25 protein-coding genes and 2 pseudogenes are annotated in these 26,958 nt (G+C 54.7%); 16 read left to right on the forward strand and 11 right to left on the reverse strand.

Features of this window, described 5'->3' with window-relative positions:
- Window positions 1-49: 49 nt before the first annotated feature.
- Both EOW68_RS06670 and EOW68_RS06675 read left to right on the forward strand, forming a co-directional pair.
- A complete protein-coding gene (locus EOW68_RS06670) occupies window positions 50-712 on the forward strand; it encodes a TetR/AcrR family transcriptional regulator (RefSeq protein ID WP_128224377.1) in 663 nt (220 codons plus the stop codon).
- Window positions 713-715: 3 nt separating this feature from the next.
- Entirely contained in the window at window positions 716-2,221 is a 1,506-nt protein-coding gene (locus tag EOW68_RS06675; protein WP_128224378.1) for an MATE family efflux transporter, read from the forward strand.
- Between the two features lie 11 nt (window positions 2,222-2,232).
- Here EOW68_RS06675 and EOW68_RS06680 read toward each other — a convergent pair whose 3' ends face one another.
- Window positions 2,233-2,514: a DUF433 domain-containing protein gene (locus EOW68_RS06680; RefSeq protein WP_128224379.1), complete on the reverse strand. Its 282-nt coding sequence runs from the start codon at window positions 2,512-2,514 to the stop codon at window positions 2,233-2,235.
- 226 nt (window positions 2,515-2,740) lie between these two features.
- Between EOW68_RS06680 and EOW68_RS06685 the strand changes: the two genes are divergently transcribed.
- Both EOW68_RS06685 and EOW68_RS06690 read left to right on the forward strand, forming a co-directional pair.
- Window positions 2,741-3,028, forward strand: a complete 288-nt coding sequence (locus tag EOW68_RS06685; RefSeq protein WP_128224380.1) for a ribbon-helix-helix domain-containing protein — start codon at window positions 2,741-2,743, stop codon at window positions 3,026-3,028.
- Window positions 3,021-3,302, forward strand: a complete 282-nt coding sequence (locus tag EOW68_RS06690) for a type II toxin-antitoxin system RelE family toxin (protein ID WP_128224381.1) — start codon at window positions 3,021-3,023, stop codon at window positions 3,300-3,302. The genes EOW68_RS06685 and EOW68_RS06690 overlap by 8 nt, the downstream gene beginning before the upstream one ends.
- Before the next feature lie 22 nt (window positions 3,303-3,324).
- Here the strand turns inward: EOW68_RS06690 and EOW68_RS06695 are convergent, their stop codons facing one another.
- Window positions 3,325-4,773 (reverse strand): RtcB family protein, encoded by a 1,449-nt coding sequence (locus EOW68_RS06695; protein WP_128224382.1) that lies wholly within the window; start codon window positions 4,771-4,773, stop codon window positions 3,325-3,327.
- 152 nt (window positions 4,774-4,925) lie between these two features.
- Between EOW68_RS06695 and aglF the strand changes: the two genes are divergently transcribed.
- On the forward strand, window positions 4,926-5,669 hold the full coding sequence (gene aglF, locus EOW68_RS06700) for a UTP--glucose-1-phosphate uridylyltransferase AglF (RefSeq protein ID WP_128224383.1): 744 nt from the start codon (window positions 4,926-4,928) through the stop codon (window positions 5,667-5,669).
- Between the two features lie 65 nt (window positions 5,670-5,734).
- On the opposite strand, the gene EOW68_RS06705 is transcribed toward aglF, so the two are convergent.
- Both EOW68_RS06705 and EOW68_RS06710 read right to left on the reverse strand, forming a co-directional pair.
- The gene (locus tag EOW68_RS06705) at window positions 5,735-6,139 is read right to left on the reverse strand and encodes a hypothetical protein (RefSeq protein WP_128224384.1); all 405 of its coding nucleotides are present in this window, start codon (window positions 6,137-6,139) and stop codon (window positions 5,735-5,737) included.
- Between the two features lie 299 nt (window positions 6,140-6,438).
- Window positions 6,439-6,693 (reverse strand): MarR family transcriptional regulator, encoded by a 255-nt coding sequence (locus EOW68_RS06710; protein WP_431358784.1) that lies wholly within the window; start codon window positions 6,691-6,693, stop codon window positions 6,439-6,441.
- A 556-nt stretch (window positions 6,694-7,249) separates the two neighbouring features.
- Between EOW68_RS06710 and EOW68_RS06715 the strand changes: the two genes are divergently transcribed.
- From EOW68_RS06715 to EOW68_RS06725, 3 genes are all read left to right on the forward strand, one after another.
- Entirely contained in the window at window positions 7,250-8,599 is a 1,350-nt protein-coding gene (locus EOW68_RS06715) for a PD-(D/E)XK nuclease family protein (protein ID WP_431358785.1), read from the forward strand.
- Between the two features lie 839 nt (window positions 8,600-9,438).
- On the forward strand, window positions 9,439-10,695 hold the full coding sequence (locus EOW68_RS06720; protein WP_128224386.1) for an RNA-guided endonuclease TnpB family protein: 1,257 nt from the start codon (window positions 9,439-9,441) through the stop codon (window positions 10,693-10,695).
- 544 nt (window positions 10,696-11,239) lie between these two features.
- Window positions 11,240-12,448 (forward strand): orc1/cdc6 family replication initiation protein, encoded by a 1,209-nt coding sequence (locus EOW68_RS06725; protein WP_128224387.1) that lies wholly within the window; start codon window positions 11,240-11,242, stop codon window positions 12,446-12,448.
- A 71-nt stretch (window positions 12,449-12,519) separates the two neighbouring features.
- Here the strand turns inward: EOW68_RS06725 and EOW68_RS06730 are convergent.
- The 5 genes and pseudogenes from EOW68_RS06730 to EOW68_RS06750 form a co-directional block, all read right to left on the reverse strand.
- Window positions 12,520-12,663 (reverse strand): annotated as a pseudogene (locus EOW68_RS06730) (RNA-guided endonuclease TnpB family protein); the annotation flags it as partial.
- Between the two features lie 437 nt (window positions 12,664-13,100).
- Window positions 13,101-13,508: a putative toxin-antitoxin system toxin component, PIN family gene (locus tag EOW68_RS06735; protein WP_128224388.1), complete on the reverse strand. Its 408-nt coding sequence runs from the start codon at window positions 13,506-13,508 to the stop codon at window positions 13,101-13,103.
- A complete protein-coding gene (locus EOW68_RS06740; protein ID WP_128224389.1) occupies window positions 13,490-13,753 on the reverse strand; it encodes a hypothetical protein in 264 nt (87 codons plus the stop codon). Before EOW68_RS06740 ends, EOW68_RS06735 begins: the two co-directional genes overlap by 19 nt.
- A 218-nt stretch (window positions 13,754-13,971) precedes the next feature.
- The gene (locus EOW68_RS06745) at window positions 13,972-14,271 is read right to left on the reverse strand and encodes a hypothetical protein (protein ID WP_431358786.1); all 300 of its coding nucleotides are present in this window, start codon (window positions 14,269-14,271) and stop codon (window positions 13,972-13,974) included.
- Entirely contained in the window at window positions 14,268-14,609 is a 342-nt protein-coding gene (locus EOW68_RS06750) for a ribbon-helix-helix domain-containing protein (protein WP_128224390.1), read from the reverse strand. Before EOW68_RS06750 ends, EOW68_RS06745 begins: the two co-directional genes overlap by 4 nt.
- A gap of 373 nt (window positions 14,610-14,982) precedes the next feature.
- Here EOW68_RS06750 and EOW68_RS06755 point away from each other — a divergent pair, with 373 nt between their 5' ends.
- From EOW68_RS06755 to EOW68_RS06790, 7 genes are all read left to right on the forward strand, one after another.
- The gene (locus EOW68_RS06755) at window positions 14,983-15,321 is read left to right on the forward strand and encodes a toxin-antitoxin system TumE family protein (RefSeq protein ID WP_128224391.1); all 339 of its coding nucleotides are present in this window, start codon (window positions 14,983-14,985) and stop codon (window positions 15,319-15,321) included.
- A 23-nt stretch (window positions 15,322-15,344) separates the two neighbouring features.
- A complete protein-coding gene (locus tag EOW68_RS06760; RefSeq protein WP_431358787.1) occupies window positions 15,345-15,794 on the forward strand; it encodes an HVO_A0114 family putative DNA-binding protein in 450 nt (149 codons plus the stop codon).
- A gap of 588 nt (window positions 15,795-16,382) precedes the next feature.
- Window positions 16,383-17,180: a hypothetical protein gene (locus EOW68_RS06770; RefSeq protein ID WP_128224393.1), complete on the forward strand. Its 798-nt coding sequence runs from the start codon at window positions 16,383-16,385 to the stop codon at window positions 17,178-17,180.
- Entirely contained in the window at window positions 17,180-17,431 is a 252-nt protein-coding gene (locus tag EOW68_RS06775; RefSeq protein ID WP_128224394.1) for a hypothetical protein, read from the forward strand. Before EOW68_RS06770 ends, EOW68_RS06775 begins: the two co-directional genes overlap by 1 nt.
- Complete coding sequence (locus tag EOW68_RS06780) at window positions 17,428-18,654, forward strand: ParB/RepB/Spo0J family partition protein (protein WP_128224395.1); 1,227 nt, start codon at window positions 17,428-17,430, stop codon at window positions 18,652-18,654. Before EOW68_RS06775 ends, EOW68_RS06780 begins: the two co-directional genes overlap by 4 nt.
- Before the next feature lie 2 nt (window positions 18,655-18,656).
- Window positions 18,657-19,583 (forward strand): ParB/RepB/Spo0J family partition protein, encoded by a 927-nt coding sequence (locus EOW68_RS06785; protein ID WP_128224396.1) that lies wholly within the window; start codon window positions 18,657-18,659, stop codon window positions 19,581-19,583.
- Window positions 19,580-19,969 (forward strand): DUF8112 family protein, encoded by a 390-nt coding sequence (locus tag EOW68_RS06790; RefSeq protein ID WP_128224397.1) that lies wholly within the window; start codon window positions 19,580-19,582, stop codon window positions 19,967-19,969. The genes EOW68_RS06785 and EOW68_RS06790 overlap by 4 nt, the downstream gene beginning before the upstream one ends.
- A gap of 1,644 nt (window positions 19,970-21,613) precedes the next feature.
- Here EOW68_RS06790 and EOW68_RS06795 read toward each other — a convergent pair.
- A complete protein-coding gene (locus EOW68_RS06795; RefSeq protein ID WP_152035119.1) occupies window positions 21,614-24,646 on the reverse strand; it encodes a hypothetical protein in 3,033 nt (1,010 codons plus the stop codon).
- Between the two features lie 286 nt (window positions 24,647-24,932).
- Here EOW68_RS06795 and EOW68_RS06800 point away from each other — a divergent pair, with 286 nt between their 5' ends.
- Window positions 24,933-25,652, forward strand: a complete 720-nt coding sequence (locus EOW68_RS06800; RefSeq protein ID WP_128224399.1) for a hypothetical protein — start codon at window positions 24,933-24,935, stop codon at window positions 25,650-25,652.
- 977 nt (window positions 25,653-26,629) lie between these two features.
- Here EOW68_RS06800 and EOW68_RS19075 read toward each other — a convergent pair.
- Window positions 26,630-26,713, reverse strand: a pseudogene (locus tag EOW68_RS19075) (hypothetical protein); the annotation flags it as partial.
- Window positions 26,714-26,958 lie beyond the last annotated feature (245 nt).

The raw sequence follows: 26,958 nt of genomic DNA on the forward strand, positions 1-26,958 counted from the left end.
CGTCTCGAAACAGGTTTCAGGGTGGCTGACTGACTAGTCAGTCAAACCGATGTCGGACGCTGACGACGAGATCATGAACGCGGTTGCCCGGGCCCTTCGGAGTCACGGCTACGCCGATCTCACGATGCAGGATATCGCCGACGAAAGTTCGAAGAGCAAGTCGCTCCTGCACTATCATCACGATACGAAAGCGGATCTGCTGATCGCTTTCCTCGACGACCTGCTGACCGAGTACGAACAGCGACTCGAATGTCGGGCCGATCAGCCGCCCGAACAGCGGATCGTCGACTTCCTCGCCCGGTTCGTCTTCACGCCCGAGGACGACGAACGCGAGGCCTTCCATCTCGCCCTTCTGGAGATGCGCTCGCAAGGCCCGTTCAACGACCGCATCCAGGCACAGCTGGAGCGGAGTGATCGACTGCTTCGGGAGACGCTCGCCGAGATCATCGCCGACGGGATTGCCGACGGAACCTTCGAGCCGGTCGACCCGGATCGGACTGCAGCCCTGCTCGTCGCCGCACTCGACGGTGCCCGGACACGACAGATCACGCTCGGCGAGGCGAACGAACTCCCCCTTGACGGAGATAATATCACGTACACGCGCGCGACGGTGGAGGAACTCCTCGCACAGATCGTCGAACCCATCCTGGCGGAGGGAGGAACACTCCCGGATCTCGACACAACACTGGCCGAACTCGACCGTGAGGACTGACGAATGTCGCGCCTGCCCAACCCTGTCGAACTGACCATTCTCTGGATCGGGCTGGGACTGGCGAGACTCGGCCTGATCGACAGGGCCAGAGCGATCAAGACGACGGAACTCGCCTGGCCGCGTGTTCTGACCGGGATCGCACGGATGTCGAAAAACGCGGTCGACGTGGCGATGGTCGGCGTCGCGGTCGGGACCACTGGCGTCGCAGGTGTCGGGTTCGCGAGCCCGTTCTGGGGATTCGCCTTCGCCGTGGGTGGGGGCGTCGCCGGCGGGACGATCGCGATGGTCTCACAGCGATACGGCGCGGAGGCCTGGGGCGAACTCGGCCGTGCAGTCCGATCGAGTACGTTGCTCGTCGTCTTGCTCACGGTCCCCCTCTCGGTCACTTTCTGGCTGCTCCCCGAGGTGCTCGTCTCGGTGCTGACGAGCAACGAGGCCGCGATCGACCAGGGTGCGACCTACCTCCAGATCGTCGGGCTGGGCATCCCCTTCGCGGGGCTGAATCTCGTCGGGAGCCGTATCCTCGTCGGTACCGACGACGCCTACACCGCGATGCAGCTCCGGGGCGGCGGCGCGATCGTGAACATCGCACTCAACGCCATCTTCATCTTCGGCCTCGGCTGGGGTGTCGCCGGTGCGGCGCTCGGGACTGTGCTCTCGAATATCGTCGTCGTCGGGGCCTTCGCACTGGGGCTGACTCTCGGTCGACTTCCGGTCGTGGGCGCGTTCCCAGTCCAGATCTCGCCGTGGGGGACGTGGGCCGATCCGGAGATGGTCCGGGATCTGGTGAAGATCGGGACGCCGGTCGGTCTGCGCAATCTCGTCTGGGTCGTCGCCGAGTTCCCGATGCTGGGCATCCTCGATATCTTCGGCGAGAACACGGTCGCAGGGTGGGTGATCGCCCGCCGGATCTGGGGTGTGATGAACGCACCCGGCTGGGGCTTTGGACTGGCAGCTTCCAGCCTCGTCGGGCAGGCGCTGGGCCAGAACGACGAACGCGAGGCCGAGGCCTACGGCCGGGATATCATCCGGTATTCCGTCGCGACCTACATTGTCTCCGCGCTCCTCGTCGCGCTGTTCGCAGAGCAGATCGTCGTCCTCTTCGCCGAGGACCCGACGAGTCCGGAGATTCCGATCGCGCGGAATCTGGTCTACGCGGCCTCCTTCGCGGTCGTCTTCCAGGGCGTTGCGAGTGCCTCCGCCGGACCGCTCGATGCCTCGGGTGATACGCGGATCACCTTCCTGAGCCAGTTCCTGGGGATGTTCTGTGTCTCGATCCCGCTGGCCTATCTCGGTGCCGCAGGGCTGACGATTCCTGCCATCTCCCTCCCACTCGGGTTCACCTTCGGCGGGCTGACGATTCCGGCGCTCGGGCTCTGGGGGTTGTATCTGGCCTACGTCGCCGAGACGGCCGTGCCGGCGGCGATCAACTACTGGCGGTTCCAGACCGACAAGTGGAAATCGATCAGTGAGGAGTACCGGCCCGACGCGGCCGTGGCTGATGATTGAATTATCGCTGTTTAATCTTTCACTGCCTCAGGTGGTTCGAGTGCCTCCTGCTTTGCGCGCTCGGCTGCTTCACGGTGCTGTTTTTGCACGTCTGCCATCTCCTCTGGATTCTTGTAGTAGTATGCAAGTGCCAGATGCACCTCAGAGATTGGAATATCGAGCTGGTCTGCTATCTCGGCCGGTGGATTTGCACCATTGATCACGAGTCCGGCTATCTGCCGGACCGCGATTCGGCGTTCCGCGAGACGGGGTTCGCCACCGAGTACATCCTTGGTTGAGACGATCCCCTCCATATGATTAATTAGTGCATTTCCGTGACTAAAAACTCCTGTCGAAAAACAGCACTCAGATCTGCTTGTTTCGACTCTTGTCGTCGTTTTCACTCGGTTATTTTCTGTGTCTGTTCTTGCTTTTTGAGTAGCGTGTCATAGAACGCTTCTCGCAGATATGAGACGTAGCCGATAAAGAGGAATTCTTGATTCTCGTAATGCTTATTGATACACAGATTCAACACAGAATATGGCAGAAGCGGAATCCCCACCAGAAAAAACAACAGTGAATATCCGGATGACAGAGACGTTTTTGGAAGATGTCGACGTAACGTGGGAAGAATACGGCTTCAATAGTCGGAGTGAGTTCATTCGGGCCGTTCTCCGTGATGCACTCAAACATCCCGAATTTAACCGTGCAGATTTGAAAGCAATGCTCACCAGCGAAGCCGAAATCCGCGACGGTCGGACCCACAGTAGCGACGATATGAAGGCCGAATACGGTCTCGACGAGACGGCACGCGACGACGATGAGTGAGTGGGATTGGGAACTTACCGACACTTCGCGGCGGGATTTCGATGCGCTCGATGAGCACGCCCGTGACCGTATCGCCAGCAAACTCGACGAAATCGTAACCGACGAGTGGCGAGACCCATCGGACCATCTCGAACCGCTGCAAGGTGCGCCCCATGAAAAACTCCGTATCGGCCCGTTCCGACTCGGCTGTCGGGTCGACCACACTGAACAAATACTCTACGTATTGCGGATTCGGAAACGCGGCGGTGATGCATACCGCAGTGACGACGATTGATCAGTATGCGTCTCTTTGCGACTCAATCTCGGGATTTCAGATTGTGCACCACGTCCAGTCGCTCGACAATCTCGGCTGTCGGCTCGATGGCTGCAGCGATCTTCTCCGCTGATTTGTAGGCCATCGGGGCCTCGTCAAGGACCGACTCCACGACGGATTCGGAGTAGATCCCGTCCATCGCCGCCTCGAAGGCATCGAGGGAGATGTTGTCGTGGGCTTCGCGGCGGCTCATCACCCGCCCGGCACCGTGCGGGGCGGTCCGGTTGTACGCCTCGTTGCCCCGCCCGCGGGCGATAATCGATCCCTCGGCCATGTTGAACGGGACGACCAGTCGCTGTCCCTCCCGTGCCGGTGTGGCTCCCTTCCGGATCGTCAGATCACGGAAGTCGATGTAGTTGTGGATCGACTGGAACCGATCGAGTGGGTCGACACCGAGGGCACCGCAGATGGCGTCGTTCATCAGTTCGCGGTTCCAGCGGGCGTACTGCTGGGCGAAGAGCATGTCGACGTAGTAGCCGTGTGCTTCGCGGCCTTCGAGCCAGTCGAGTTCCGGATTGCGGTCCTCGGTCGCCCGGTGTGGACGCGACAGGGCCTGGAATACCTCGTCGACGTTCTTGCCCTCGAAATCGGCGCGGATCGCCTCCTTGCGGAGGTGGGACTCGCCTTTGCCGCCAGTGACCCAGGCGAACAGCTCCTCGTCGCTGACTGTCTCCGGATCGAATTTGAGATAGTCGTGGGACTCCGTTCCGAGTGCGTCTCTAATCGCCTCGGCTTCCCGGTACTCCGTCGCCTGCTGTTGCCAGTACTCCGCGACGGCCTTGCCCAGATACCGCGATCCGCTGTGGATGATCAGCCAGTACTCGCCAGACTTACGGGCCTGTGCGAACTCGACGAAGTGGTTCCCGCCACCGAGTGTGCCCGCACTCTTGATGACGTGTCCCATCCCCTGGCGCTGACAGGCGAGGACACGATCACAGAGCGATTTGAAGTACTCGCCGTCGTAGCCGTCGAATGCGAATTCGAGCGGGTCGATCGGCTGGTCGAATCGCTCCCGGTACGCGCGGTCGAACTGCTCGAAGACCTCGGTTGCCCGCTCGAACGGAAACTCGTCGACGAGATGTACTGCGTCCGCGTAGTCGTGGGTGTGCTGGCCCATCGGGACGGCCTCGCGGACGCGCTGCTCGCGTGTCTCGTGGTCGAGTGGAAGGTCATCGCCGAGCTTCGTGATGGCCATCCCACAGCCGACGTCGACGCCGACGATGTTCGGGACGACCTGGTCTGGCAGCCCCATCGTGAATCCGACCGGCGCACCGGCACCGACGTGGGCATCGGGCATCGCCCGGACTGGCTCCGTGAAGGCGGGGTGGTCGATCAGTGTCTGGAGCTGCTCGATGCAGTTGTCCTCGACGAGTGATTCGTCGTCGACCAGAACCTGCGCGTCAGTGTACTCGCCGGTCAGTTCGATTGGCATGTCTCCGATGTGGGGAGAACGGGATTTGAGCGTGGCGTGGGTGTGCGACGCATAGACTGTGTGTCTGTGTAGGTGTTATTCCATTCTATGATCTCTTCGTCCGCAATGGAATGATGCAAATAATTTAACCGTCATAATCTGATTCATTGTGTATGGATGCTGTAATCTTGGCTGCTGGTGAGGGAACACGGCTGCGCCCGTTGACAGAAGACAAACCGAAGGGGATGGTCGAGGTCGCTGGCGAACCGATTCTCACACACTGTTTCGAACAACTGGTGGAGCTTGGCGCCGAGCAGCTCGTGGTCGTTGTCGGCTACATGAAAGAGAAGATCATCCAGCACTACGGCGACGAGTTCCAGGGCGTCCCGATCACGTACACCCACCAGCGCGAGCAGAAGGGCCTGGCCCACGCGCTGTTGACCGTCGAGGAGCACATCGACGACGACTTCATGCTCATGCTGGGCGACAACATCTTCGAAGCGAACCTCGACGATGTGGTCAAACGTCACCGTGAGGATCGTGCTGATGCCGCGTTTCTGGTCGAGGAAGTTCCGTGGGAGGAGGCCAGCCGGTACGGCGTCTGTGATACCAACAAGTACGGCGAAATTACCGACGTCGTGGAGAAACCCGAAGAGCCACCGTCGAATCTGGTGATGACCGGCTTCTACACGTTTACGCCGGCGATCTTCCACGCCTGTCATCTCGTGCAGCCATCGAATCGGGGCGAGTACGAGATCAGTGAGGCGATCGATCTGCTGTTGCAGAGTGGTCGAACGATCGATGCGATTGGGCTCAACGGCTGGCGGATCGACGTTGGCTACCCCGAGGATCGTGATGAGGCTGAACGGCGGTTGGAAACTGATGACTGGGAGGAAGCCGAGGCGACGAGTGACTGATACTACATGGACTGACTGTAAGCTCTCAGCTGATATCTTGCTGGGTGCCTTTGGTACTCCCTGCTCTACTGTATCCGTTCGAAGTTCTCGAGTCGCCCATGTGTGAACGTAACACGGTATCTCACGACTAGGTCGGCGCTGTCGAATGAGTGCGTGATTTCGAACCGACCGTGGTACTCATGGCGTTCGATCCACCCGTCGTGGATTCGCTCCATCATCCCCATATAGTATCGGGGGTCGTCTTCGTCGACATCGTCTCGGCTTGCGTACGGACGGTCTTCCGGTGGCACTGTTTCAGCGTGCCACTCTTCTTTGAGAAGTCGCCCATCTGCAGTAATCCGAAATGTGTCCATACAGGGTCGATCGATGCCTTTCGTCTGCCAATCAATCCCGCCGGCGGGCTTGGCATTCTCCGGGTATTCCGGCAGATGTACATCGTCGTAGAGTTTTACAGTGTCGAAGAGTCCCATCGTTTCACAGGTAGTCGAAGTGGATGCCACGGGGCTTGCCCCCGAGGTTGTTGACCTCGTCCAGTTCAGTCACACTTGGTATGTCGGTAGAGAGTGATATTACACTGTCACTAGTCGAGTGTATTAACCGTGTTCGTGGTATGTGGGGAAATAACACATTGGCGGCGCTACCGTACGGAAGCCCTCTGTTTACGCCATCGGTTACGCATTTTCACCGAGGTCCGGGGCCTGTTCAGCCCAGTCGTTGTCTGCTCCATATGCGTCGTCGCCGTATTCGGCTTCGATCTGCTGAAGACTCACTACGTTCGCGATACGTGACGATGCGATATCCTCGACGACGGCCCAGTACAAATCGACTGTGCGGACGAGTCCTTTTTTCGAAGCCGTGCGAGCGTCTTATGGACGCTTGAATGGGGAACATCGGTCATCTCGGCAAGCTCTTTTGGGGTGCACCCCATCTCTGGATAATCCAGCAGGATTGAGAGGAGTTCGTGGGCGTTCGTTCCAGGTCGCACTGGTGGAATTTCGTCGTTTGAATCTAGCTCGATCGGCATTTGTGTCCGTATATTTTTGTACTTGTCATAACTTTCGTCCTGTTCTGCGAAGACATACTACATTGGTATTGCTACCCCAAGATGTCGCCATGTCAAGCCCAGCGATTCACCGACTGTCTGTTATATCTATTGAGGCTTGCAAGATGGAATGCGTCTCGTCAGCACCTCATATTGCCGGTCAAAACGAATGGCTCCCGGTCGGTACAGAGGATATACATACCGCTACGAGTGATAATCTGTCTGGGATCCATCAGAAATCCGGTGAAACATGCAGAGAGTGAGTTCAGACATCAGCCATCGTTGGTTCCACACTGTTATTGGTGGATCACTTGCTCAGTCGGTGTGCTAATTAAACGATCTCACGATCACTTCCATAATCATCCTCGTCAATATGAATCCAACCCGGCGACTCCGGCTATTCGTGGAGAGCCTGATCGGTGCCGATACCACTCCACAACAGCTCCCAGCTACACCAACTTCACGTTGCTCTCTTGGCCCGGGTGGATTGAATGTTTTGAGCGTAAAGATGATTTATTCAGCTTGAATATTCTTTCGTGTGACAGATAGCCTCTCAGACCAATTAGCTGGCCTGAAAAGCGCTCTTGATGGGCTTCCGGAGGCTAAGGAGCCGCCGTCAACGACGCTCCAAATCATTCGGAACAACCAGCAGGAAGAAGAATGGCAACAACTTCTCTTTCACTACCTGTCTCAGGACGAACCACACGGGCTGGATCACTCGTTCTTGGAGCACATCCTGTCGGCACTCTCGAATCGAGACGACTTGGATTTCACTTTTTCCGGGCTGGATCTCGCTGATGTTCAGGTCAAGCAAGAGGTTACGATCCCGAATGGCCGACGGCCAGACGCTGTCGTGTGGACTTCTGAAGAGTGGTTCATCTGCTGGGAGCTGAAGATCAAAGCCTCCGAGCGCGAGGATCAGACACAGGATTACGCGGATGCTGAGTCCTTCGAGAGCATCAATCTGACAAAAAAAGACGTACCCGACAGTGGCCAACATTACGTGTACCTTGCGCCGAAGGACACTTCACCTCCGGAAGCCGAGGAGTTTGTCCATGTCTGGTGGAGATGGATAGCCGAGCAGATTCAAACGTTTCTGAATGAGGGCCACGGCGGATATCCCTCTCGAACAACGGCACAACTTGAGCAGTTTATCGGAACAATCAAAAGTGAAGTAACAATGACTGACTATCAAAAATACCAGCAAGAGAAAGCGCAGTTGTGCTTCGACTATTACAACGAAATTCAGGAAGTACAGCGCGCGTTCGAGAACCAGTGGAATGAGTTCACGGACAACTGGGGATTACGTCTTGCCCAAGCGTTAGAAAACGCCGAGATTGTTGAGATACCAGAGCTTTCGGATACGCATGTCGCAGTTGAACTGTGGACACAGACAGACGAACCCTCCCGTTGGACTTTCCGACAGGGCAACTCATGGGCGGGCATCGCCAAGGAAGAGTGGCGGCGACGGACCGATGACCACACTGTTGTCTACTGGGATCTTGACCACGATGAGTACGCAAACATCGGCTTCTATCATCTACTCGAAAAGAACCGCGAAGAGGCCATCAAAGACGAGATACTGGATCTCACACTTTTTCACGGTTCCAGTAGCGACAGACAGTTCCACAAGCTCGTCAACGAGCGAGTGAACAACAAGATCGACGAGCGTGAGTACGAACTTCCGTCATACGTGAACCGACCCAATAACAGCGCAGTAAGGATTGTTTCAGCAACATACGACATCCCAGTATCGAAGTATGACACCTTCTTTGAGGCCTATACTGAGGCATTGAGGTATGCACTCGCGGACTTGACTGGTGAGAACCGCGAGCTCATCACGATCATCACCGAATCTTTTGAGGAATCTCTTGAGGAGTACTATTAATACAGAACCGTTAGGATTCACTGGCCAACGACTGCTCGATCAAGGCGACGAATATTCCTAATTTGGCGATAGATAGGCTCTAGGTATTTGTTTCGGGGAATTAGGTTTGCTGTTATTCTAGGCTCAGTAGTCTCGCTAGACAGCACCGTCATTGGCTCAATATCGATCAAAACAGATGGTAAAGGTAGAAATAGCTTGAATCAACCGCAGCCTAGTGAAACAACAGAGCCGAAGCTTGTTCCTCTGACCGCCATGTTGACAGCACCACTCACTAGGTAGAGGCGGTGGTTCAGAAGTCTTTACACACCTTGAGATGCCCGATTTCGGTTTTTGAGTGAGACAAGCTTCCGCCGCGATGTGAACTACTATTTCCCTCCGAACATCGGTACGGTTTATACGATCCCGGTGATCGAAATCTGCCGATTTAGGCCTTGAGACCTATTCTGCACCACCGTCTAGGTAGAATGTACTGCATAGGCGCTCTCCATCTTGCACGGGAGTCTTGACAAAACTTCGATAGGCAAAGCGTGCGAATCTTTCTTTGACACGCTCTCTTGCATACTATTTCAAATAAATACTTATTTCGTGATTTCTCCACCAGTCAGTCCGCACGCATACTAAGCACCTGATAGAGATACGAGCGCATACCCCCCGCCTTCCCGTGAGTGACGAGTGTTCCGACGCTCTGTCGGAACCGAGGAGCGAACAGGCGGGGGTCGAGCGGACGCATAGAGGCAGTCAACCGTTCTATTGCAGTGCTGGATTTCCCACCGTTTCACTTTCACTCTGGATGGCCGAGTTATATGCCCCTTGCAACTGACACCTAGGATACGGCGACGATGGGTGAGGTCACAAAAACGCTCGAACTGAAGCTTGTGGATCCGAACGTCCACAAGCGACAGAAGCTGCGTGAGACACAGGATGCGTACCAGCAGGCACTTCAAGCCGCCTTCGCCGCTGGCTGTGATACACAGTCAGCGGCCAACGACGTAGTTGTCGAGTACGACCTGAGCGGCTACGCCAAAAACGCCCTCAAGAAGTACGTCCTACAACTGCACAACAGCTACGACGCCGACGAGTTGCACGACGACCACCCGGTGCGGTTCACCAATGAGGGACTGCAACTTGATCACCAGCCACAGAACGCGATTGAGTGGTACGTCAAAGTCCCGCACCACGAGGATTACCACCTCTGGATTCCGGCACGCGCCAATCCCGACCAGCGGGAGTGGCTTGAAGCAGTGTACGCAGACGACGCCGAGACGGGTGAAAGTCGGCTGATTGAGCGGGACGGGACGTGGTATCTCCACGTCACCGCCACTCGCAACGTGGAGAACCAATCTGAGACGTCCGCCGACGAGCGGACGCCGATAGGTGTAGATATTGGAGAAGCAAGTCTCGTCACGGTGTGTCACCGCGACGACTCTGGTTCTCCTGTTCGCCCCCGACTGTGGGCCGACGACGGCAAGGCCGTTCGTCGGCTTCGCAAAACGTACTTCACCGCCACAAGACGACTGCAGAAGCGTGACAGTGAGCGAATTGCAGACTCGTTCGGTGACGCACTGTGGGACCAGATTGACGATGTGTTCCACTGTGTGACCCGCGAGGTCGTTGCGTACGCCGAGTCCGTCAAGAACCCAGTGCTGGTGCTGGAAGACCTGACGGACATCCGCGAGAACATGGACTACGGCGAGTACATGAATCGGCGGTTGCACGGGTGGGGCTTTGCCAAGCTCCACGCACAGATTCGCTACAAAGCCGCCGAGAAAGGGATTCCCGTCGAGACGGTGAATCCTCGGAACACGTCGAAGGCGTGCCACGCCTGCGGTGAACACGGCTCCCGGCCACGACAGGCGACGTTCAGATGCTCCAACGACGACTGCTGGCTCGGTGAGTATCAAGCCGACGTGAACGGGGCGATAAACATTGCAGACCGCTACTGTAGTGGAGAGAGTCACCGCCGAAGCGACCGGACTTCCCGGCAGAAGGCCGGTGACGATGACTCGGCTACGGATGGGGCCTCTTTGACCGGGCCACAAGACAGCCACGCCGATGCTGAAACCCAGCAGGTGACGCGTGGAACGTATGCGTCTTGAAACCAACAGGCCGCTATACCCGGCCTGAAATCCTGTGGCGGGATTCCTCCGCGTTCACGCGGAGGAGGAGGTCAATCAGCGGATAGTCTCTGAAAGAAACGAAGCCGTTGTTCGCGCTGAGTCGTCGTGTTCGCTTCTACGGGAGTACAGAGAACATGCAGAATGCCCGGAGAGACACCCCACCGTGTCGAGTGTTCTACGTCGGATCTCGGATAAAAAATGGGTCCACAAACTCCACCATGTCGAATGTTTTGCACAGCTGGTACGCCGTCGGAACTCACAAAGTCGATATTCTCCACTTCGAGGCAGGGCATACACCCCACCATGTCGAGTGTTTCTCATCACTCGGGAGGACTCGTTACTGTCCCACACCCCCTCACGTCGAGTGTTCTCACACGTGCCTAACGACCGTGGTGCCAGATTAACCGACCCACACACCCCACCGTGTCGAGTGTTTTTGTCTTTCCATCTTCGACTCTTATTTCATTCGACGCACTCGACACAATGGTTTTATTATTCTGGAGATCACATGTGAATTCATCTGATGACGACGTTCACCCGTGATACTAATATTTTCCGCAACGAGGACATGCTCCGTGAAGACTACCAGCCCGAATCGATCACGGCCCGCGAGGAAGAACTGGAGGACTACAGAAAGGCACTCCAGCCGGTCGTCAACGGTGCACAGCCACGGAACATCTTCCTCTATGGGAAGACAGGCGTCGGAAAAACAGCTGTCTCACGGTTTCTGTTAGACCGATTGAAACGAGATACCGAGCAGTACGACGATATCGATCTCTCGGTATACTGGCTCAACTGTACGAACCTTTCCTCGTCCTACCAGGTTGCAGTCAATCTCGTTAATACGATCCGTCACCCGGATAAGCAGATCAGCACGACGGGATATCCCCAACAGCGTGTGTTCGATATGTTGTATGACGAACTTGACGCAATCGGTGGGACAATTTTGCTCGTGTTTGACGAGATTGATCAGATCGGAAGCGACGATGAGATTCTCTACGAACTGCCCCGTGCTCGGTCGAACGGCTACCTCGATTCAACAAAGCCGGGTGTCATTGGCATCAGCAACGATTTTGGCTTCCGGGACGATCTCTCGCCGAAAGTAAAAGATACGCTCTGTGAAGAAGAGATCCATTTCTCGCCGTACACCGGCCCGGAACTCGAGGCCATTTTGCAAGAACGCGCCGATGGAGCACTATTCGACAATGCGGCCGAACAGGGCGTAATTTCGCTCTGTGCCGCCCTTGCTGCACAGGATACTGGAAGTGCACGGCAAGCACTAAATCTCCTGTACAACGCGGGTGAGCTGGCCAGGACGGAGAGTGAGTCGGTAATTACGGAATCGCATGTTCACGATGCTCGTGACGAACTCGAACAGAGCCAGATTGAACATGGGATGCGCGAATTAACTCAGCATGGACATCTCGCTCTCGTGGCCACCCTCCATCTTGCACTTGAGGGAGATACGCCCGCGCGAGTCCGGGACATATACCCCCGGTATCGAACGATCGCCGACCAGTCAGAGATCGACCCGCTGGTACGCCGTCGTATGCACGATCATCTGGCGGACCTCGCTATGCTCGGTATTCTCGACCGGCAGTCACGCAACGAAGGCCGAAGTGGTGGCCAGTACTATGAATACAAGTTTGCCGTCGATCTGGGGACTGTTCGAGCAGTCGTCACTGATCTGGAAGGGGTTGTGCTTCCAGATCGCGTTCTGCGCCAGCTGTAATATTGGTGGAACACTCGACACGGTGGGGTGGACCCATCGGTTGGTGTCGTCCCGAAGTGAACCTCGGTGAACTACCCCACCCTGCTCGCGCTGACACGCTCGCTGAGGGTGGGGCTTCCTGTTTCCACGACGCGCTTTGCAGACACCGGAGAGGTGTCCGTAGGGAGCGCAGTCTCCACAGGCGTTCCTTCGGAGTGTCCCACTCCTAGTGGCTCAACGGGGTAGTTCCGTGGGACAGCGCACGCTTCTTGTCGCGTTCTAACGCTGTCCGTGCCTGGAGACTTCGCAAGGAACGAGCCGTTCCACGTGGAACGGCGAGTAAGTCGAAGTCCACAGGTCGGAACGCCCATCTTACACTCTGGTTGGGCGTTCTCCAATAAAAATGCTTGCGTGGGCCTGTGAGACAGCTACCAGAACATGTAGGAGAAAATAAAGACGGCGCTGTATCCCCGCCCTACTGCGCTTCTTGTCCGCTTGCGCGGACTGTGATGCTCGTTGAGGGCGGGGGCTTAGCGCCTGCATTCAGCTAAACCGATTAATAGCTATTGGTCCAGGGAAATGTGATGAGCATCTGCGTTCCAGGTGTAGTCTAACGGGGGTGCCACAGGAGGAGCAGACTCGCGCCGAGGCTCATTCCGCGCTGTCACCGTTCTCAGTCAAAGAGTGACAGAAACTCTGCTGCTGTGATGATCTTGATGTCATCGTACGACCCAACCTCACGCAGGTCCTTGTCGCCAGAGACGATGTAGTCTGCCTCACCTGCAATCGCACACTCGATAAATTTGTCGTCGTCACTGTCTCGAACCACGTCTAGTGACCTTTTCGGCTCGACTACCTCTGCTTCGAGACGGATAATTGCTGGATACTGCACCTGCTCGTATGTGGTGAATGGTAGGTGTTCATATGTGAAGACTCGCTCGAGTTCTGCCAGTGTCTCCTCGGATGCGACCAACTGTACATTCTCATCGAACGCCTGTAGGAGCGAATCGAGTGGCCGTCCCCCAAAGCCGATGGCTGAAATGATAATATTCGTATCGAAGACTACTCTGATCTGGCCCATTCGATTGCCTCCACAACATCATCTTCGGTCACGTCTTCGTTTTCGAAGCGGCGACGAGTTTCTTCGGTCAGTGCTCGGAGTTCTGCTTCGAGATTCGCATCAGTTAACTCTTCTTCAGCACCGAGACGGGCCGCGAGGACAGCCAGTGCCGTTGCTCGTGTTGTGCCTGTCCCCGTGGCACCGGTTTCGTTGTCGCGGGCCCTGTACCGACCATTTTCTTCCGTTATTTCTACTGTCGCACTCATTTGCTGATGATACGGTGGCAAACTGCTAAACAGTTGTGCCAGGTGGGTGCAATGATCAATGCCCTTGATTCGACCGACCGTGTTGATAGCGTGTTTGGATTGATCGACTCGTTCACGACGCGCCTGAGGTATGGGACTGGATGGGTCGTTTGTGTGGTGGGTGTTTGGCCCTCCCAATACGGGACCGGCTCGTGGTACGTTTCCCACTGTTGGCCGTTCTATGCCAACTCGTTTCGACGCTCTGTACTGCCGGAAACATCTGACGCGGTGGGTGTGCCTCTGTGCTGGTGTGCGTCAGCTATCCTGACGAGACGGCTAAGGAACACGGTCTTGAATTCGTCTCGCTCCGTGGTAGAAAGGTTGGGCGTTCGATCGAATGCCTCCAGCGCTTCTTGGATCATATACGCGTTGATTGCGGACGTGGTCTTTCCAGATTCGATCTGGTCGAGCAACGTTTCGGCATGGGCGTGCGTTCCGAGTGTCCCAAATACCCACAGATTCGTGTCGAGAATTTTCACGATTCTGAGCGGTCGAACAGTTGCTTGGCAGTGTCTTCGCGTGCTTCTTCGACTGCATCCGCGACGGCTTCTTGATCAGCATCGACAGCTGCCTGGAGGTCTGTAAGGCGGTCCTGTAGTTCTTCGTGGCTCTCGGTCCGTTGTTCTGCTTTCGCTAGTAACTGTTCAAGTCGGAGCGCGGCAACGGCGGTGTCGCTCTGTAAGGTCTGTAAGTGACTCCGACATGCCTCCTTGATGAATTCACTTTTGTTAGTATAGATGCCCGTTTCCTTGAGAAACTGTTCAATCTCGGTATCGAGATCCTGCGGGAATTTGACGCTGACGTGGGCGTACTCCATGGTAGTACGATAGTATTACGCAGAGGTAAACGTTTCGCACGTACCGACTCTCACGGAGCAGCTTTCGCTTCGGGTGTTCACCGACACGGACCGTTGGCGCAAGACTCTCCGAGTCAAGCGCGAGAGCAATTAAAATCCGTTGCCTCAGCAGTGCCAGAGTAAACACGGATGCCCCGCGCCACCGTACGCGGGGTACTTCACACTATGAGTTACTTTCCTGAGTGTGAGTTCCGAACTCGTGTCGATATCACGTTACATAGTTCACGACACACCCAGGGTGCTGGTGGTATGCTTCGAATGATGACAGCGACGACATTCATTGGCCTTCAGACCAATACACTTATTCTGTTGGCTAGTATACCAATAAGAGAAGATGGCCTCATTGACTGACGATGATCTTGATGGGGTGAGTGAAGGACGGAAGTATCCGGACGGGACCGTGATTCGCGTGTTCTGCATGCGCACCGATCGTGATGTGTATCCGTCCGGGTGGGCCTACAAACTTCACTATGGCGCGACAGAGCCCGATCCGCCCCGCACACTTGACGATGGGACAATTCGTCGATACGATAATTCCCATGAGGACACGAAAGGGCACGAACTGCACGTCGCACCAGATCCCGATCCAGAGTGTATCGAGTTCCCTGGGATGGTCGAACTCTGGGATCGGTTCTGGAACGAGATTCCCAAGTCCGAATTCGAGGTCACATGAGCCATCAGACAACGGTGATACCAATGAACGAAACCACGCCACCACTGCATCCGATGGAGCGCGAACAGCTACGGGCCGAGTCAACGCTTGTGGTGACTGTGAAGTCATCCGCGGAGTTTCACGACGATGTCTCCGGACGCGTCGAGGCACTCGACCGGGGTGAGACGGTAGACTCACCACCGACACTGTCATTCACGGACTACGACGACCTGCTCAAGACGCTGACACCGCGTACTCTCGACCTCATCAAGGCGATTCGTCGAGACGAGCCAGCCAGTATCAACGAGACTGCACGCACCGTCGATCGGGACGTAAAGAATGTCCACGAAGAACTCAGTCGGCTTGCCCGGTTAGGAATTATCTTCTTTGAAGAGGAGGGCCAGCGCAAGCGTCCGGTTGTCTGGTTCGATGAACTCGTCATAAATCTCCCCTTCGATTCAGATGCTGGTGACACGGCAGCAGCAGCGCCCTGAGAGGGATGATGTACGTCGGGTTGAGTGGTCGCTGGGACTCACCACTGTGACAGTGATAGCAATCTCCGCGCTGCACTATACCCGACTCGTGGGTTGATGCTTACTCAGTACAAACAACATCACGAAGTTCTTCAAGAAGTTCTGGATGATACTCTTGCAAAAGTTCCACATCTGTAGATACCTCGTCGTTAATCCGTGACCGGATCTCGGAGATTGCCTGGTACCTACGATTGTCAGCATCTTCATCTGCGAGTAATTCTCGATCACGCTCTGTAAGTAATCCCCTTGTCCGCGCCATTTGGTTTGCCTATTCGTATACGTACACTTCGGTGTACCGCTTAGTGTTCTCAGGACATTAACCCATGCGAAAACATTAACGCATATGCAAACCTTTTAGTCAAAACAATACATAACTTGACCTGGGAGCACGGGATGTCTCAGAGAAATGAGGCTGGTGCTTCAGACACCAACCCCGTGCTTCGCTGGAGCACAACGAAGCATGCAAACCAAATCGTGCACCGGACTTCAACACTCCGGAACGAGAGAGGCACAACCCTCTAAATACGACCTGCAAACCGGAGGAGATCGATGAGTCAGACGGACTCTCCAACCGACGAGGAGATCCGTCGCACAGTCCAGATTCCCTCCCTGCTAACCAACTCCCTGCGTGCAGTCCTTGACGCCTTTGGCGAGGACATCATCCGCCTACAGGCAAGTGGCAGCATCGAGACGACCAACGGCACGCTGCTTGACGACCTTCGTGAATACGGCGTTGCGTGGGAACAACAGGACCAACAGCGAGTAACAATCGACTACGAACAGCTCCCCGGTGCAGACGGACCAGTGAACCCGCTGACTGCCGATGCACAGACAGACCTGCTCGAGGAAATCGAGACACGCCTTGCACCACAGGATACGAGCGTCGAACCCGATATCGCGGTCACGGAGTTCACAATCCGGATCACGGACGATCGACTGCAGGCGGTCACACCGGCACACACGCCCGAGTTCGATCTCCGATTCGTCTCCGACCCCGCAGAACCACCAATCCGCGACGTCACGAAACGCTACAACGCTGATCGGGACCTCTACAGCCAGTTGGGCTTTGAGGTTCGCAACCTCAACCTGCGGACCGTCATCGAGACGGAGACGAAATTCCACGAACAGGCTGATGGCACGTGTCTTAGCTGGGGTGGGCCGGACCAGATCTGGGCGCGTGTCCCGGAGCGACTGGCCGTTCGCATCAACGACCACGTCCTCCCTGACGCGTATGGCGTCTTGAAACCGTACGTCGTGACTGACGAACGTGTCCTCGAACTCGGGGACAACGTCGAGGACGTCGTCGATCCACAACCGTTCGCGGGCGAAACAGGGGGCAATGCCTGATGGCACCGGCACAGTTCAGTATCGACGCTGATGAGGGCTTCTATCTCACTGTTGCCGACGAGATTACTGTCTACGAGGAGTACGACGCCGCCGTGGCTGAGATCCAGGCAAAGCTCACAGCAGAGACAGATGGCTTTCTCGCGGAGGTTGCCATCGAACGCGACGACAGTGATGACGTGGCTGTCACACTCGAGCAGGTCGGCTGGCAACGGATTATCCGCGACATGGATGAGGCGGGGTCGGACCAATGATTCGCAGCGAACGCATTCCGGTTGACGACCTCGTTGTCGATCCTGTCCAGGCCCGCGAGGAGGCGTGGACGAATGATGAAACAGATCGACAGCTGGCAGCCTCGGTGGCCGAAGAGGGGTTGTTGCAGGATCTGCTTGTCCGCCCGATTGAACAGGTCATCGATGGTGACACAGAGAATATCAGTGATGCGTCGTATGCGATCGTGGCTGGCTCGCGGCGATACCACGCAGCGATGGACGCCGGCTTCGAGGAGGTTCCCTGCAAGGTACTCGAGGCCGATGATCTCGATGCCGCTTGGACGTCGTTGCTGGAGAATACGGACCGGAAGGCGCTGTCCGAACAGGAGATTGCCCAGCAACTCGCACTGATTTACGAGTTCGTGCGGCCACGAGCGGACCCAGATGGCTGCCCCCAGTGTGGAGAGTCCGTTACTGATGGGGCTGCACTCGAGACGCACTACGACCAGACCGAGTGCACGCCGCGAACACTACCAGGGACGGACGGCCAGACACGAAGTGATAACAGTGAATGTGATGGCCCGCCCCGCTTCAGCACGGATAGACAGGCCAAGCGCTATCTCGCACAGCGGTTCCTTGGACGGACGGATGACAGTGCGCTCTCGCTTATCGAGGGGCATCTCCGGACGGCTGCGTTACCTGATTCACTCCAGGCGCTGTTCAAATCGCCGGACGACCGCACAGCAGCGGAACAGCAAACGCTCGACAGCTATGGGATCGATACGCAGACGACACTTGGCAGTGGTGAGGGCAAATCTGGGACGTCCCGTGAGATCGTTGCCCTGCACGACACTGTCGAGACGGAACTGGCCGACGATGCTGTGGACGGCACAGATGCAGTCCTCGAAACAGTTGGCTCACTTACCCATCCCGAGATGTCCGAACAGGAACTTCGCCGGTCACTGCGGGACTTTCGACACGATGTGACCACTCACGTCGCAACTGACGCGTCAGCGACGACCCAGCGCCAGCAGTTCACCAAGACGCTGCAGGCCTGTGCCGACGACCTTCACGAGACCTACGAGGAAGTCGAACCACAGCGCCCGTTCAAGAAAGTCGACGTCCTGGGTCCAGAGACTCAACGGCACAGCCGCTGGCACGCTCGAGTGAAGGCGTCTCGAGAGACGACTGGCCACGGTGAGCTGGTCCGTGAGTTGTATCAGGAACGTCTCGAGACGCTAGCCGACCAAGCGGGGTGGGAGTGAACATGGTGGCGACACAGCCAGACCCGGCGTTGTTGCCGAATCACTACGACCAGCTCATCCCGATTGAGCGCCTAGAACACGGGGTTCACAACCCGCGCCGGGTTTCGCCACGCCCCGAACTGGAAGCGTCGATCAAACAGGCTGGCATCCAGCAACCCTTGATCGTTCGGCCTGCCGACGAGCGGGCTGTCTACTTCATTACGGATGGCTGGCAACGCTTCCAGGCCGCAACGAGTCTGGGCTGGGAACAGTTGCCCGTGTCCGTCTACGACTCACCGCTAGAAGCGCTGTCGGCGACTGAAGCTGCGAGTATCGTCCGCGAATGGAGTTCCTACGAGTGGGCACAGTACTGTCAGTCGCTGGCGAGTGAACTGCGAGACGATGATGACTCCCGACGGGCGGTTGCCGATTGCGTGGCCACACGGACAACTCGGAGTCCCCAGACAGTGCGGCGGTATCTGGATGGATTGTCGCTACCGTCAGTGGTGCACCCACTGCTCTGTGATGGACCTGACGGTGACGAACAGGCATGGCAGGCGTTGCAGAACTATAACCCGGACGTTCGGCAGTACACGGGTCTGTCGTGGCGTGTAGCGGCACGCCTCGGGCGACGGCTTCGTGCGGAGTCGGTGTCAATCGGCCGGACGGTCGGGACCGCCGCGAACGCTGTCGAATACGACACGTCCGATGCGCTTTCGTTTGTGGATCGCGCGATGGACGAGCCTGACGTGCCATTTCGAACAATCCATCGACGCATCCAGCAGGCGGCCCAGTACAGTGAGTATCTCCAGGTGCCCAGTGTGACCGTTGCACTCGAGCAGTCCGAACGCGAGGCGGTCATGGCTTACTGTGCCGAACAGCGACAGCCGTTGAGTGCCCTGGTCGAAGAACAAATCAAGGAACTGGCGGCGGAGGTGGGTGACGGATGAACCACACTGACTGTTTGGAGGGCCAGTGTGGTGCTGATCGGAGTGATTACCGTGTCGCGTCCGCGTCGATCGAGCAGATACTCACCGGGCTGGTTCTCGATGAAGAGTCCGGTGTCGTTCGCTGTTGTGTCTGTGATGCGGTGATCGGTGCGACCGATATCGTCTTCGGGTATGCTGCCCGGTGTGTCGAAGCGGCGGCGTGGAACGTGCAACGACTGTACTGTCTTGGCTGTGCGCCGGCAACGGTTCGATCGCCGACGCTCGGTGTGACCGAAGCGATCGTTGGCGGACGAGTTGGGACACGCTCGTGTCCAACCGAACGGACACACCGGTCGTGTCTGGTTGAGGTTACGCTGCGGGCATACAGTCCCCCGACAGAGGGATAACTCGGGCTGGCTTCAGTGACGGCTCTGCCGCCAGACCGGCTCTTGTAAGACTTCCCACTTTTCGACAAAGCAGTTCGAACGAAATCGGTATTAAATTCAATAGGTCGCCCACGCTCTCCTATTCGATAACTAACTCTGTCCCAGATCAGTCTATCGGTGTGATATTTGTATCACTGTATCCATCGATGGGTGCTATTTGACAAATGGCTAAGGCTATATTTTTGAAAATTGGATTCACTCTGTGAGCAGAGTTTAGCAACTCTCTTATAGCTTTTGCGGTGCTAAATTCAATTCAAAATTACCCATTCAAACCGAATAATGGTGGTATATTGGGTGATATTGAAATTGATGAGGAGTGCATACGCACGGCCAGTGGCCAAGAATGTGTGGCTACGGCACCACGCGGCGGGCCCAGCTCTACAGGCGGAGCGGGCCGAGTGCCTCGGGGCTGACCCCGAGGGGGTTCACACGACAAGCACGTTGAGCAATTGTTGGGTGAGGGAGCTATACTGCGTGCATAGTCGCAGGTAATCGTATCTACTGCCAAAGACGAACTTCAGAGTAATTGGTTCGTAGTATCGACGTGGGTTTCAGCCAGTTTGTGTGAGTGTCCCATCAGATGTGACAGACCGTTTCATGCTGGCAGTAAACCGGACGGTAATTTGAGCGCGGGATCGAGATGACGATGGTGTACAAATATAATTCACGGCAGTGCTCTTGGGGACCGATACTGTCACACGTGGCGTAGTCAGCTATATACTGAGCAAACGCCGTGACTGGGGTGGTAGTACGTCACGGATAGTTAGCGTCCCCAGCGTGTTTCTTCATTATCGGTTGCACAGCCCCACCGTACTGCGTTTGCGTGGTCTGGAACACCGGTACTGCGTGCAACCCACAGCGAGCACTCGCTGCAGCATCCAGCGGAGAATATGTGCACTTGGGGGTTGTTGGCGTCCGCAGTGTGTTTGTGGGGTGATTCAGACGCCTGTTGGGATGGCCGCTCGATCAATACCGAACCAGTCGTGGTTCGGACGTAGTGTGCACAGGTCCGTGTGATATCACTATCTGTCTCACGCCAGTTTGAGACTCTCTCCTGTGGCCCGTTTGGTAGCCCTGCTCACCGAGTTGCTGACCCGTCTCCTCTTGTTGAGTGCATACCCTATCACAGCCTCTTGGTTCGTCATTGAGCAGCACAAGTTCTGTCTGCATTCCGTTACGATGCTAGTTGATACCAACTCGCTTCAATCTCACAAATCCCCAGCAGCCATCACGCACTTGTTCTGTTGTGCCTTGCAGTGCCCGTGGTCCCGTTCCATTCATCATATAAATTATTGTATGATTTATCTCGTTTTCATATTCCTTCGAACATTCAAATTCGATCTACAACACATTATATTCGGTGCAACTAGCCGATTTTGAATACGTCTGACCGATTGAGATACAGTTATATTACCTTTCGTACGTTTAGAATACATCAGTCCGATTTTGAACTCGGTAGCCGATTTGCAGACGGTTCGCGAGAAATCAAAGGCCAGTCCGAGTTGACAATTAGTGTACTCGTTTCGATAATTATTGGATTACTTGATAATCAAATTGTTTGTGATAGTGATGCACCAGTGTTGATACTGATGGGAACGTGTCTCATTATGAGAGGAACCGTGTTGGATCACGGCCATACAGCCCGGGTGGGTACGGTGCAAGCTTCGACAGTGTCGATAGTGTCATGGCTTTTGTCATTCCGGAGAACTCCAACTTCGGGTTACTAGAGAGATACGAACGGCTGTACCCCTTCTCGCGGAAATCAAACTCGTCATTCGCTCCCGTCGATGCTGTCGCAAGGTCAGCTGTCGCAGCCTCCCAATGGCCGCCGGTTTCGAAGACCCAGATTGCTTCTTCGAGGTCGAGTGCAGCAAGTTTGGAGTAGGTGCTTCGTGGTGACGATCCCTCACCTGTTACATCATTGTTCTCACATTCCATCTCTGCGGCGACCACCACCTCACCTGTCCCGTCCAGGACGACGGCATCGATGACCTTCCCATTCGGGAGTTTGTGATAGGCAGTGACGGATCGGTCTGGGTCATCAGCGTACTCATCAGATAGCCAATAACAGAGCAGCGCGACACCGATTCTATGCAGTGTTGACTCGTTCAAATCCCCCTGCCCGACTCCCCAGTCATAGCCTTCTTTAGCTGGTTCACGGATGTGTGTCCGTCCCGCACTTGTAATGTTGTAGACGGTATGGACTGTCGTCGACGTCTGCTTGGAGAGATAGGCCTGATTGTCCTCGTCCGTATAATCACACAACGATTCCACGGCATCGCTATCGATACCCAAGTCATCGATAATTAATTTCATAGATTCTGTCAGTGGATCAAATTGAGAGACTGGGTCAAATCTAAATCGCTTTGCGAGATAAATCGCCTTCAACAGCCGCAGTTGATCCTGCGAGAGTGGTGATGCGTCGATCTCTTCTTCGGAGAGTTTGAGTCTGATTGGGGGGATTTCCCTGAGCCGTTCACGATCGACTAGTTCGACTGATTTTTCACAGCACTGACACACTCGGTGTAGTCCCTTCTGTGTCAGATCGTACCGTTCACCGCAGTGTTCACACACATAATTGTTGCTGTGTTCGTTAACTGTTGCGCCCTGTGGGAGATTCGTTTTGTTGACCTGTGTTGGCCGTGCGATGCGGGACGTGACCTCGCCGGTTGCTGGCTGATTATCAGTTGTTTTAGCCTTTTCATCAATTGTCTTGGCTGTCATGTTGGTCTCCGAATAATTTTCCCAATTGATACTGTCGACACCCCCGAGGATTTGATCACTTTCAAAACATAGTTTCAGATGATTTCGACCGCTAATTTCCACAAAATTAGATGTCGCAGAGCTATATCTCAGGGGTAATCCTGCTTGATCAGGTGCGTAATCTACGCTCCCAGCGGGGACTGGGAATCCATCGAGATCAGTTTGTACAAATACCCAGTCAGTATCTCGATTTTGAGTGAGTTCCCGCTCAACCATTGTTTCTACTCGCAATGAAAAGTCATCATGCTTGAGTAGATCCCACACCTGCTTGCTATTCTCAACGAGCAACAGATCTACTGATGAGTTGATTAAATTATCCAATGTTCTGATCTGTGTTTGAGTTGTTTGTGGATTGATCTGAGTTGGTGCAGCTGGCGACATCGCAAACGGATGACGCACGTTCAACAGCATGTTGATATGCTGTTGGTACTGTGTTGAGTCCGCTAGCGAGTTTAGTTTCGAGTTCGACAGTAACAGTACGGGATCATCAATTGCAAGGGTGGCTCTCGCCGAATAGTTCGAAACGGGCGACCCCTCCACAAGTGACTCGAGTGCTAACAGGATACTCTCCGTATCTATCCTCGGTGTCTCACATCCAGACATATCAAAAATAATATTAGACTTCTGTTTCCAAACTTTCGCTAACAAGTGTTCCAGTGGTTTCTCGTATTCAACACGGGTTCGATCAGCAAGTTTCGTCGCCAGTGTCTCTTCTACATCCAGACAGTAGACATACGGGCGGTGGTCGGACTTTGCTGGATCAACTGATTCACCGTTCTCAAATGGTTCAGGGAGGAGAAATCGTTGCAGATCGGCTATCTGTGTCAACGTATGTCCATGCGCATCAAACGCGAATACCGGCTCGGCGTAGACCATTGAATGGCTCACGTCTCTGTGATGCGCAAGAGCTTTCGGAACACCAGATGCAGGGCGTGCTCGCTGTCGCGCATGCGTCAGGCGCATTACTTGAGAGGGGGACTCCCAATTTAGAACATGCCATGTGGTGTCTGACAGCTTCCCATTTGATAGATACGGCGTCCCGATGGGAAACCAGGCCATGGTCTCCGTCTGATCGAGATACGCATCGGCGCCGTCAGTTGTCGCTACATCATTGTCCATAATACGACTCGGCAATTTCCCGATCGCTAGTAAGCCTGCGAGTTCTTCGATACTTATATTGAGTCTTGTCGATGTGGTATCATTCGGTATCCCCTCTCGATTTGCTTTCCAGTTATATGTTAGATCTGTCTCATTGCATAACTCTCTAAGTGTCTGTTCAGTTTCCAGTCGTAGGTTTTTATCACTTTCTTTAGGGAAATAGACGGTCCCAAATAGCTGTACGTCTACTGTCTGCGTTGTGTTCTGTGGTGGCAGATCAATGTTGACGATTACTGGACAAGGAATCTCCTTTGCGGCACTACGAATCTCTTCAAAAGATGGTATCGTTGGTGATAGCTCGCTTCTCCCTTGAGCTCTGTGCAAATCCGTGGCCAACTCAAACCAATACGGTTTATAATTTGTTTGACGGAGCCCAATTAATGTGTTAGCCGAGAGATTGTCAACATCCTTGTGTTTGGATTGATTGCGTATCAATTCCGGCTCAGTGATGCTCTCTTTCACATGATTATACGGTAGCGTCGTCACCATCTTTATTGTATGCCGCAGACGAGAGTTACCATCGGTTATGATTATATTCGTGTGATGCTGATTCGGGGCATTAGTCAGCGCACCCACTAGAAACTTGGCTGTATCCGTGTCCGCGATCCCATACGTTTGTCCTCCCGGATAAATATCATATATCTGTCTGCTTTTGTTGTGCTTAACGGCTTTTCCGTTTGTTTCTGGACTTGGTTCAGTGTTCGACTGTCGATTCATTTTTGTGCGTTCGAGTCCGTCGTCTTGCTCATCTCCGTCTCTGGACTGTTCGAGGAGTTATCTTTTGACGTTGTGGTCTTCTCAGATTCATCACTTTGTGTCTGCTCACGCATTGACCCTCGCAGGAGGTTCTGAAGCCACTTTGGTAGTACTGTCTTGTCGTCATCACCCGTCATCGTGATTTGTCTTGTTTTGGTGCTGGGTACATGAGTGGCCCGAGGATTCGACCGAGCATGAAAGACTAAAAACCAAAGTTTTTATATATAGTTTTCCCTAACGTCGTGTAATGGTGACCGAGACACATATATCGGAGGACAAGGAGGTTAGTGACTGTCTGCTGACATATGACGTTATGGAACGACGAAACAAATTAGAGGCACTTGTCCCAGACGTTGTCGAGAAATTGGAGGCCCGAGGTCATACCGTGTGGGAACAATTAGATGTGTATACGATTGTGGCAATTATACTTTCGGAGGCTGAACAGGACGACTGTTTGGAGATTACTGCAAAAGACGTGCGGACCATAGCTGGGGTTGATGTAGAGGATGAAACAGTAAGGAACCGCATGACTGCACTTGTAGACATTGGATTTGTTGAAATTAATGATCAAGAAAATAATATCTCCTACTGTTTCCGACAGGACAGGGTTCAACCTGCGAAAGAACAAAACCAGTCCGAACCGGAAACAAAGACACCTGTAGAGCAGACGAAAGATCTCCTGGAAGTAGCCCCAACAGTGACCAGAAAAAAAGTACGAGAGCACTTTTGGGTCCGCTGTCTGTTTGATGGATTCGTCCCGACCCCTGCTCAACTGGAGCCGTATCAAAATAGGTACTTCCGAGGCGGAGGTATACTAGCTGTGTTCGTTGGTTGGGCTATTCAGAGTGGTTTTGGGGGCGCTTGGATTCAGTTAGTCTCTCAATTTGCACTCTTCTTGCTTGTTTTCGCGACCGGACTCTGGTTTGCGAGAACGATGCGGTTGACCTCGGTTCAATATCTGAGATGATCGCTGTGCCAATCTCTGTAAATCCGATGTTGTTGACTGGTTGAATCCGGGGTTCTCGCTTCGGTGTTGTTCGATAGATCCGAAGAACCACGTGAACCGGGTTAGCTGTTTTCGGTGCAAATCTGTGTCCCTTGCATTCTCTCAGCCGATTCTGGCCACGGCCTGGCCCGCTGTTGATATCTCACTGCGCGGCACATACCTTGTTCATCCGCCAGTGCTCTAGTCATACGGCTCCATCTCAGTATCAAACCGTACCAACTCATCAAGAGAGTGTGGGGTTTCATCGTATTTTGAAGCGGATACCTCGGGACTTGACCCCGAGGCTTGCCAGTTGACGAGAGAAATTAGCTGGACGACTCCACTGGGCTGACCAGCAGAAAGGACATTTTCTGTATGTGTTCACGATTCGTAGTGGGTGGATCGAGTCATTCAGCTATCGTAATCATTGAGATTGTTGAACCAATCGACTCACCCGATGCAGTATGGTTTTGCAGCTGAGGACTGACAGTAATTCGCTTGAGCAGTCAGCCCGTTGGCTCGGTGCTGTCTGTCCAAAAGCATGACTCATACATATCCGGTGTTGGGGTAATCTTTATCTTGGTATTCGGTGGCCCCGGAGTACGAACCTGAAGAAGCACGTGGGCCAGTCCGCTTGCGTCGCGTGTTGCCTGTGATGGGGTTGCTTGTTTCCGATCGAACTGGTCGTAGGGGTTGTCCGGATAACTGAATCCCTCTTTGCCCGCTGGCCGCGACAAATTGAAGAGGATGCCGAAGTTGCTGGGAAGCCTCTGTTGACACATTGTTTCGAGCAGTTGATCGATATCGACGCTGAATCTGATTGTCGACTAGATTAAAACGGGAGATCGTTGATTCTCTTGAGGATGAGTTCTATGGTGAATACGAGTTTTCAGATGCGGTGGTTCTCTTGTTAGATGTGACCCGGACTATTGACGCGGGGACGCACAATCTGTGTACCGTCAGCGAGCGAGATGCCACCGCGGTGTCTCGACCGTCCGGTACGCGTACACGGAAACTGGATCACCTTCGCCCAACTGTGTCTCACAGCCCCTGCATCAGACCTCGAGTGACGACAGCCCCATGCGAAGGCCAGTGAATAACTGTTCAAGCGCGGCGACGGCGGCATGTTCACTTGTTGATCTTGCGACCACATTTATTAGAAGACCGAACGCTGAGGGATTCCAACCAGATGAGCACCATTCCGAACTTCGGGTCTATTCGACAACATCCACCGAGTCTCACCCGTATATTGAACAGTACCCGAAAGAGATGGGCCTACTGGAACGAG

The organism is Halovenus amylolytica (genome assembly GCA_004015825.1).
Lineage (GTDB): Archaea > Halobacteriota > Halobacteria > Halobacteriales > Haloarculaceae > Halovenus > Halovenus amylolytica.

Excerpts from the sequence above, each read along its gene's own strand:
- EOW68_RS06670 (WP_128224377.1), top strand. The coding sequence starts at position 50 with ATGTCGGACGCTGACGACGAGATCATGAACGCGGTTGCCCGGGCCCTT.
- EOW68_RS06675 (WP_128224378.1), top strand. The coding sequence starts at position 716 with ATGTCGCGCCTGCCCAACCCTGTCGAACTGACCATTCTCTGGATCGGG.
- EOW68_RS06680 (WP_128224379.1), bottom strand. The coding sequence starts at position 2,514 with ATGGAGGGGATCGTCTCAACCAAGGATGTACTCGGTGGCGAACCCCGT.
- EOW68_RS06685 (WP_128224380.1), top strand. The coding sequence starts at position 2,741 with ATGGCAGAAGCGGAATCCCCACCAGAAAAAACAACAGTGAATATCCGG.
- EOW68_RS06690 (WP_128224381.1), top strand. The coding sequence starts at position 3,021 with ATGAGTGAGTGGGATTGGGAACTTACCGACACTTCGCGGCGGGATTTC.
- EOW68_RS06695 (WP_128224382.1), bottom strand. The coding sequence starts at position 4,773 with ATGCCAATCGAACTGACCGGCGAGTACACTGACGCGCAGGTTCTGGTC.
- aglF (WP_128224383.1), top strand. The coding sequence starts at position 4,926 with ATGGATGCTGTAATCTTGGCTGCTGGTGAGGGAACACGGCTGCGCCCG.
- EOW68_RS06705 (WP_128224384.1), bottom strand. The coding sequence starts at position 6,139 with ATGGGACTCTTCGACACTGTAAAACTCTACGACGATGTACATCTGCCG.
- EOW68_RS06710 (WP_431358784.1), bottom strand. The coding sequence starts at position 6,693 with ATGCCGATCGAGCTAGATTCAAACGACGAAATTCCACCAGTGCGACCT.
- EOW68_RS06720 (WP_128224386.1), top strand. The coding sequence starts at position 9,439 with ATGGGTGAGGTCACAAAAACGCTCGAACTGAAGCTTGTGGATCCGAAC.
- EOW68_RS06725 (WP_128224387.1), top strand. The coding sequence starts at position 11,240 with ATGACGACGTTCACCCGTGATACTAATATTTTCCGCAACGAGGACATG.
- EOW68_RS06735 (WP_128224388.1), bottom strand. The coding sequence starts at position 13,508 with ATGGGCCAGATCAGAGTAGTCTTCGATACGAATATTATCATTTCAGCC.
- EOW68_RS06740 (WP_128224389.1), bottom strand. The coding sequence starts at position 13,753 with ATGAGTGCGACAGTAGAAATAACGGAAGAAAATGGTCGGTACAGGGCC.
- EOW68_RS06750 (WP_128224390.1), bottom strand. The coding sequence starts at position 14,609 with ATGGAGTACGCCCACGTCAGCGTCAAATTCCCGCAGGATCTCGATACC.
- EOW68_RS06755 (WP_128224391.1), top strand. The coding sequence starts at position 14,983 with ATGGCCTCATTGACTGACGATGATCTTGATGGGGTGAGTGAAGGACGG.
- EOW68_RS06760 (WP_431358787.1), top strand. The coding sequence starts at position 15,345 with ATGAACGAAACCACGCCACCACTGCATCCGATGGAGCGCGAACAGCTA.
- EOW68_RS06770 (WP_128224393.1), top strand. The coding sequence starts at position 16,383 with ATGAGTCAGACGGACTCTCCAACCGACGAGGAGATCCGTCGCACAGTC.
- EOW68_RS06775 (WP_128224394.1), top strand. The coding sequence starts at position 17,180 with ATGGCACCGGCACAGTTCAGTATCGACGCTGATGAGGGCTTCTATCTC.
- EOW68_RS06780 (WP_128224395.1), top strand. The coding sequence starts at position 17,428 with ATGATTCGCAGCGAACGCATTCCGGTTGACGACCTCGTTGTCGATCCT.
- EOW68_RS06785 (WP_128224396.1), top strand. The coding sequence starts at position 18,657 with ATGGTGGCGACACAGCCAGACCCGGCGTTGTTGCCGAATCACTACGAC.
- EOW68_RS06790 (WP_128224397.1), top strand. The coding sequence starts at position 19,580 with ATGAACCACACTGACTGTTTGGAGGGCCAGTGTGGTGCTGATCGGAGT.
- EOW68_RS06795 (WP_152035119.1), bottom strand. The coding sequence starts at position 24,646 with ATGAATCGACAGTCGAACACTGAACCAAGTCCAGAAACAAACGGAAAA.
- EOW68_RS06800 (WP_128224399.1), top strand. The coding sequence starts at position 24,933 with ATGGTGACCGAGACACATATATCGGAGGACAAGGAGGTTAGTGACTGT.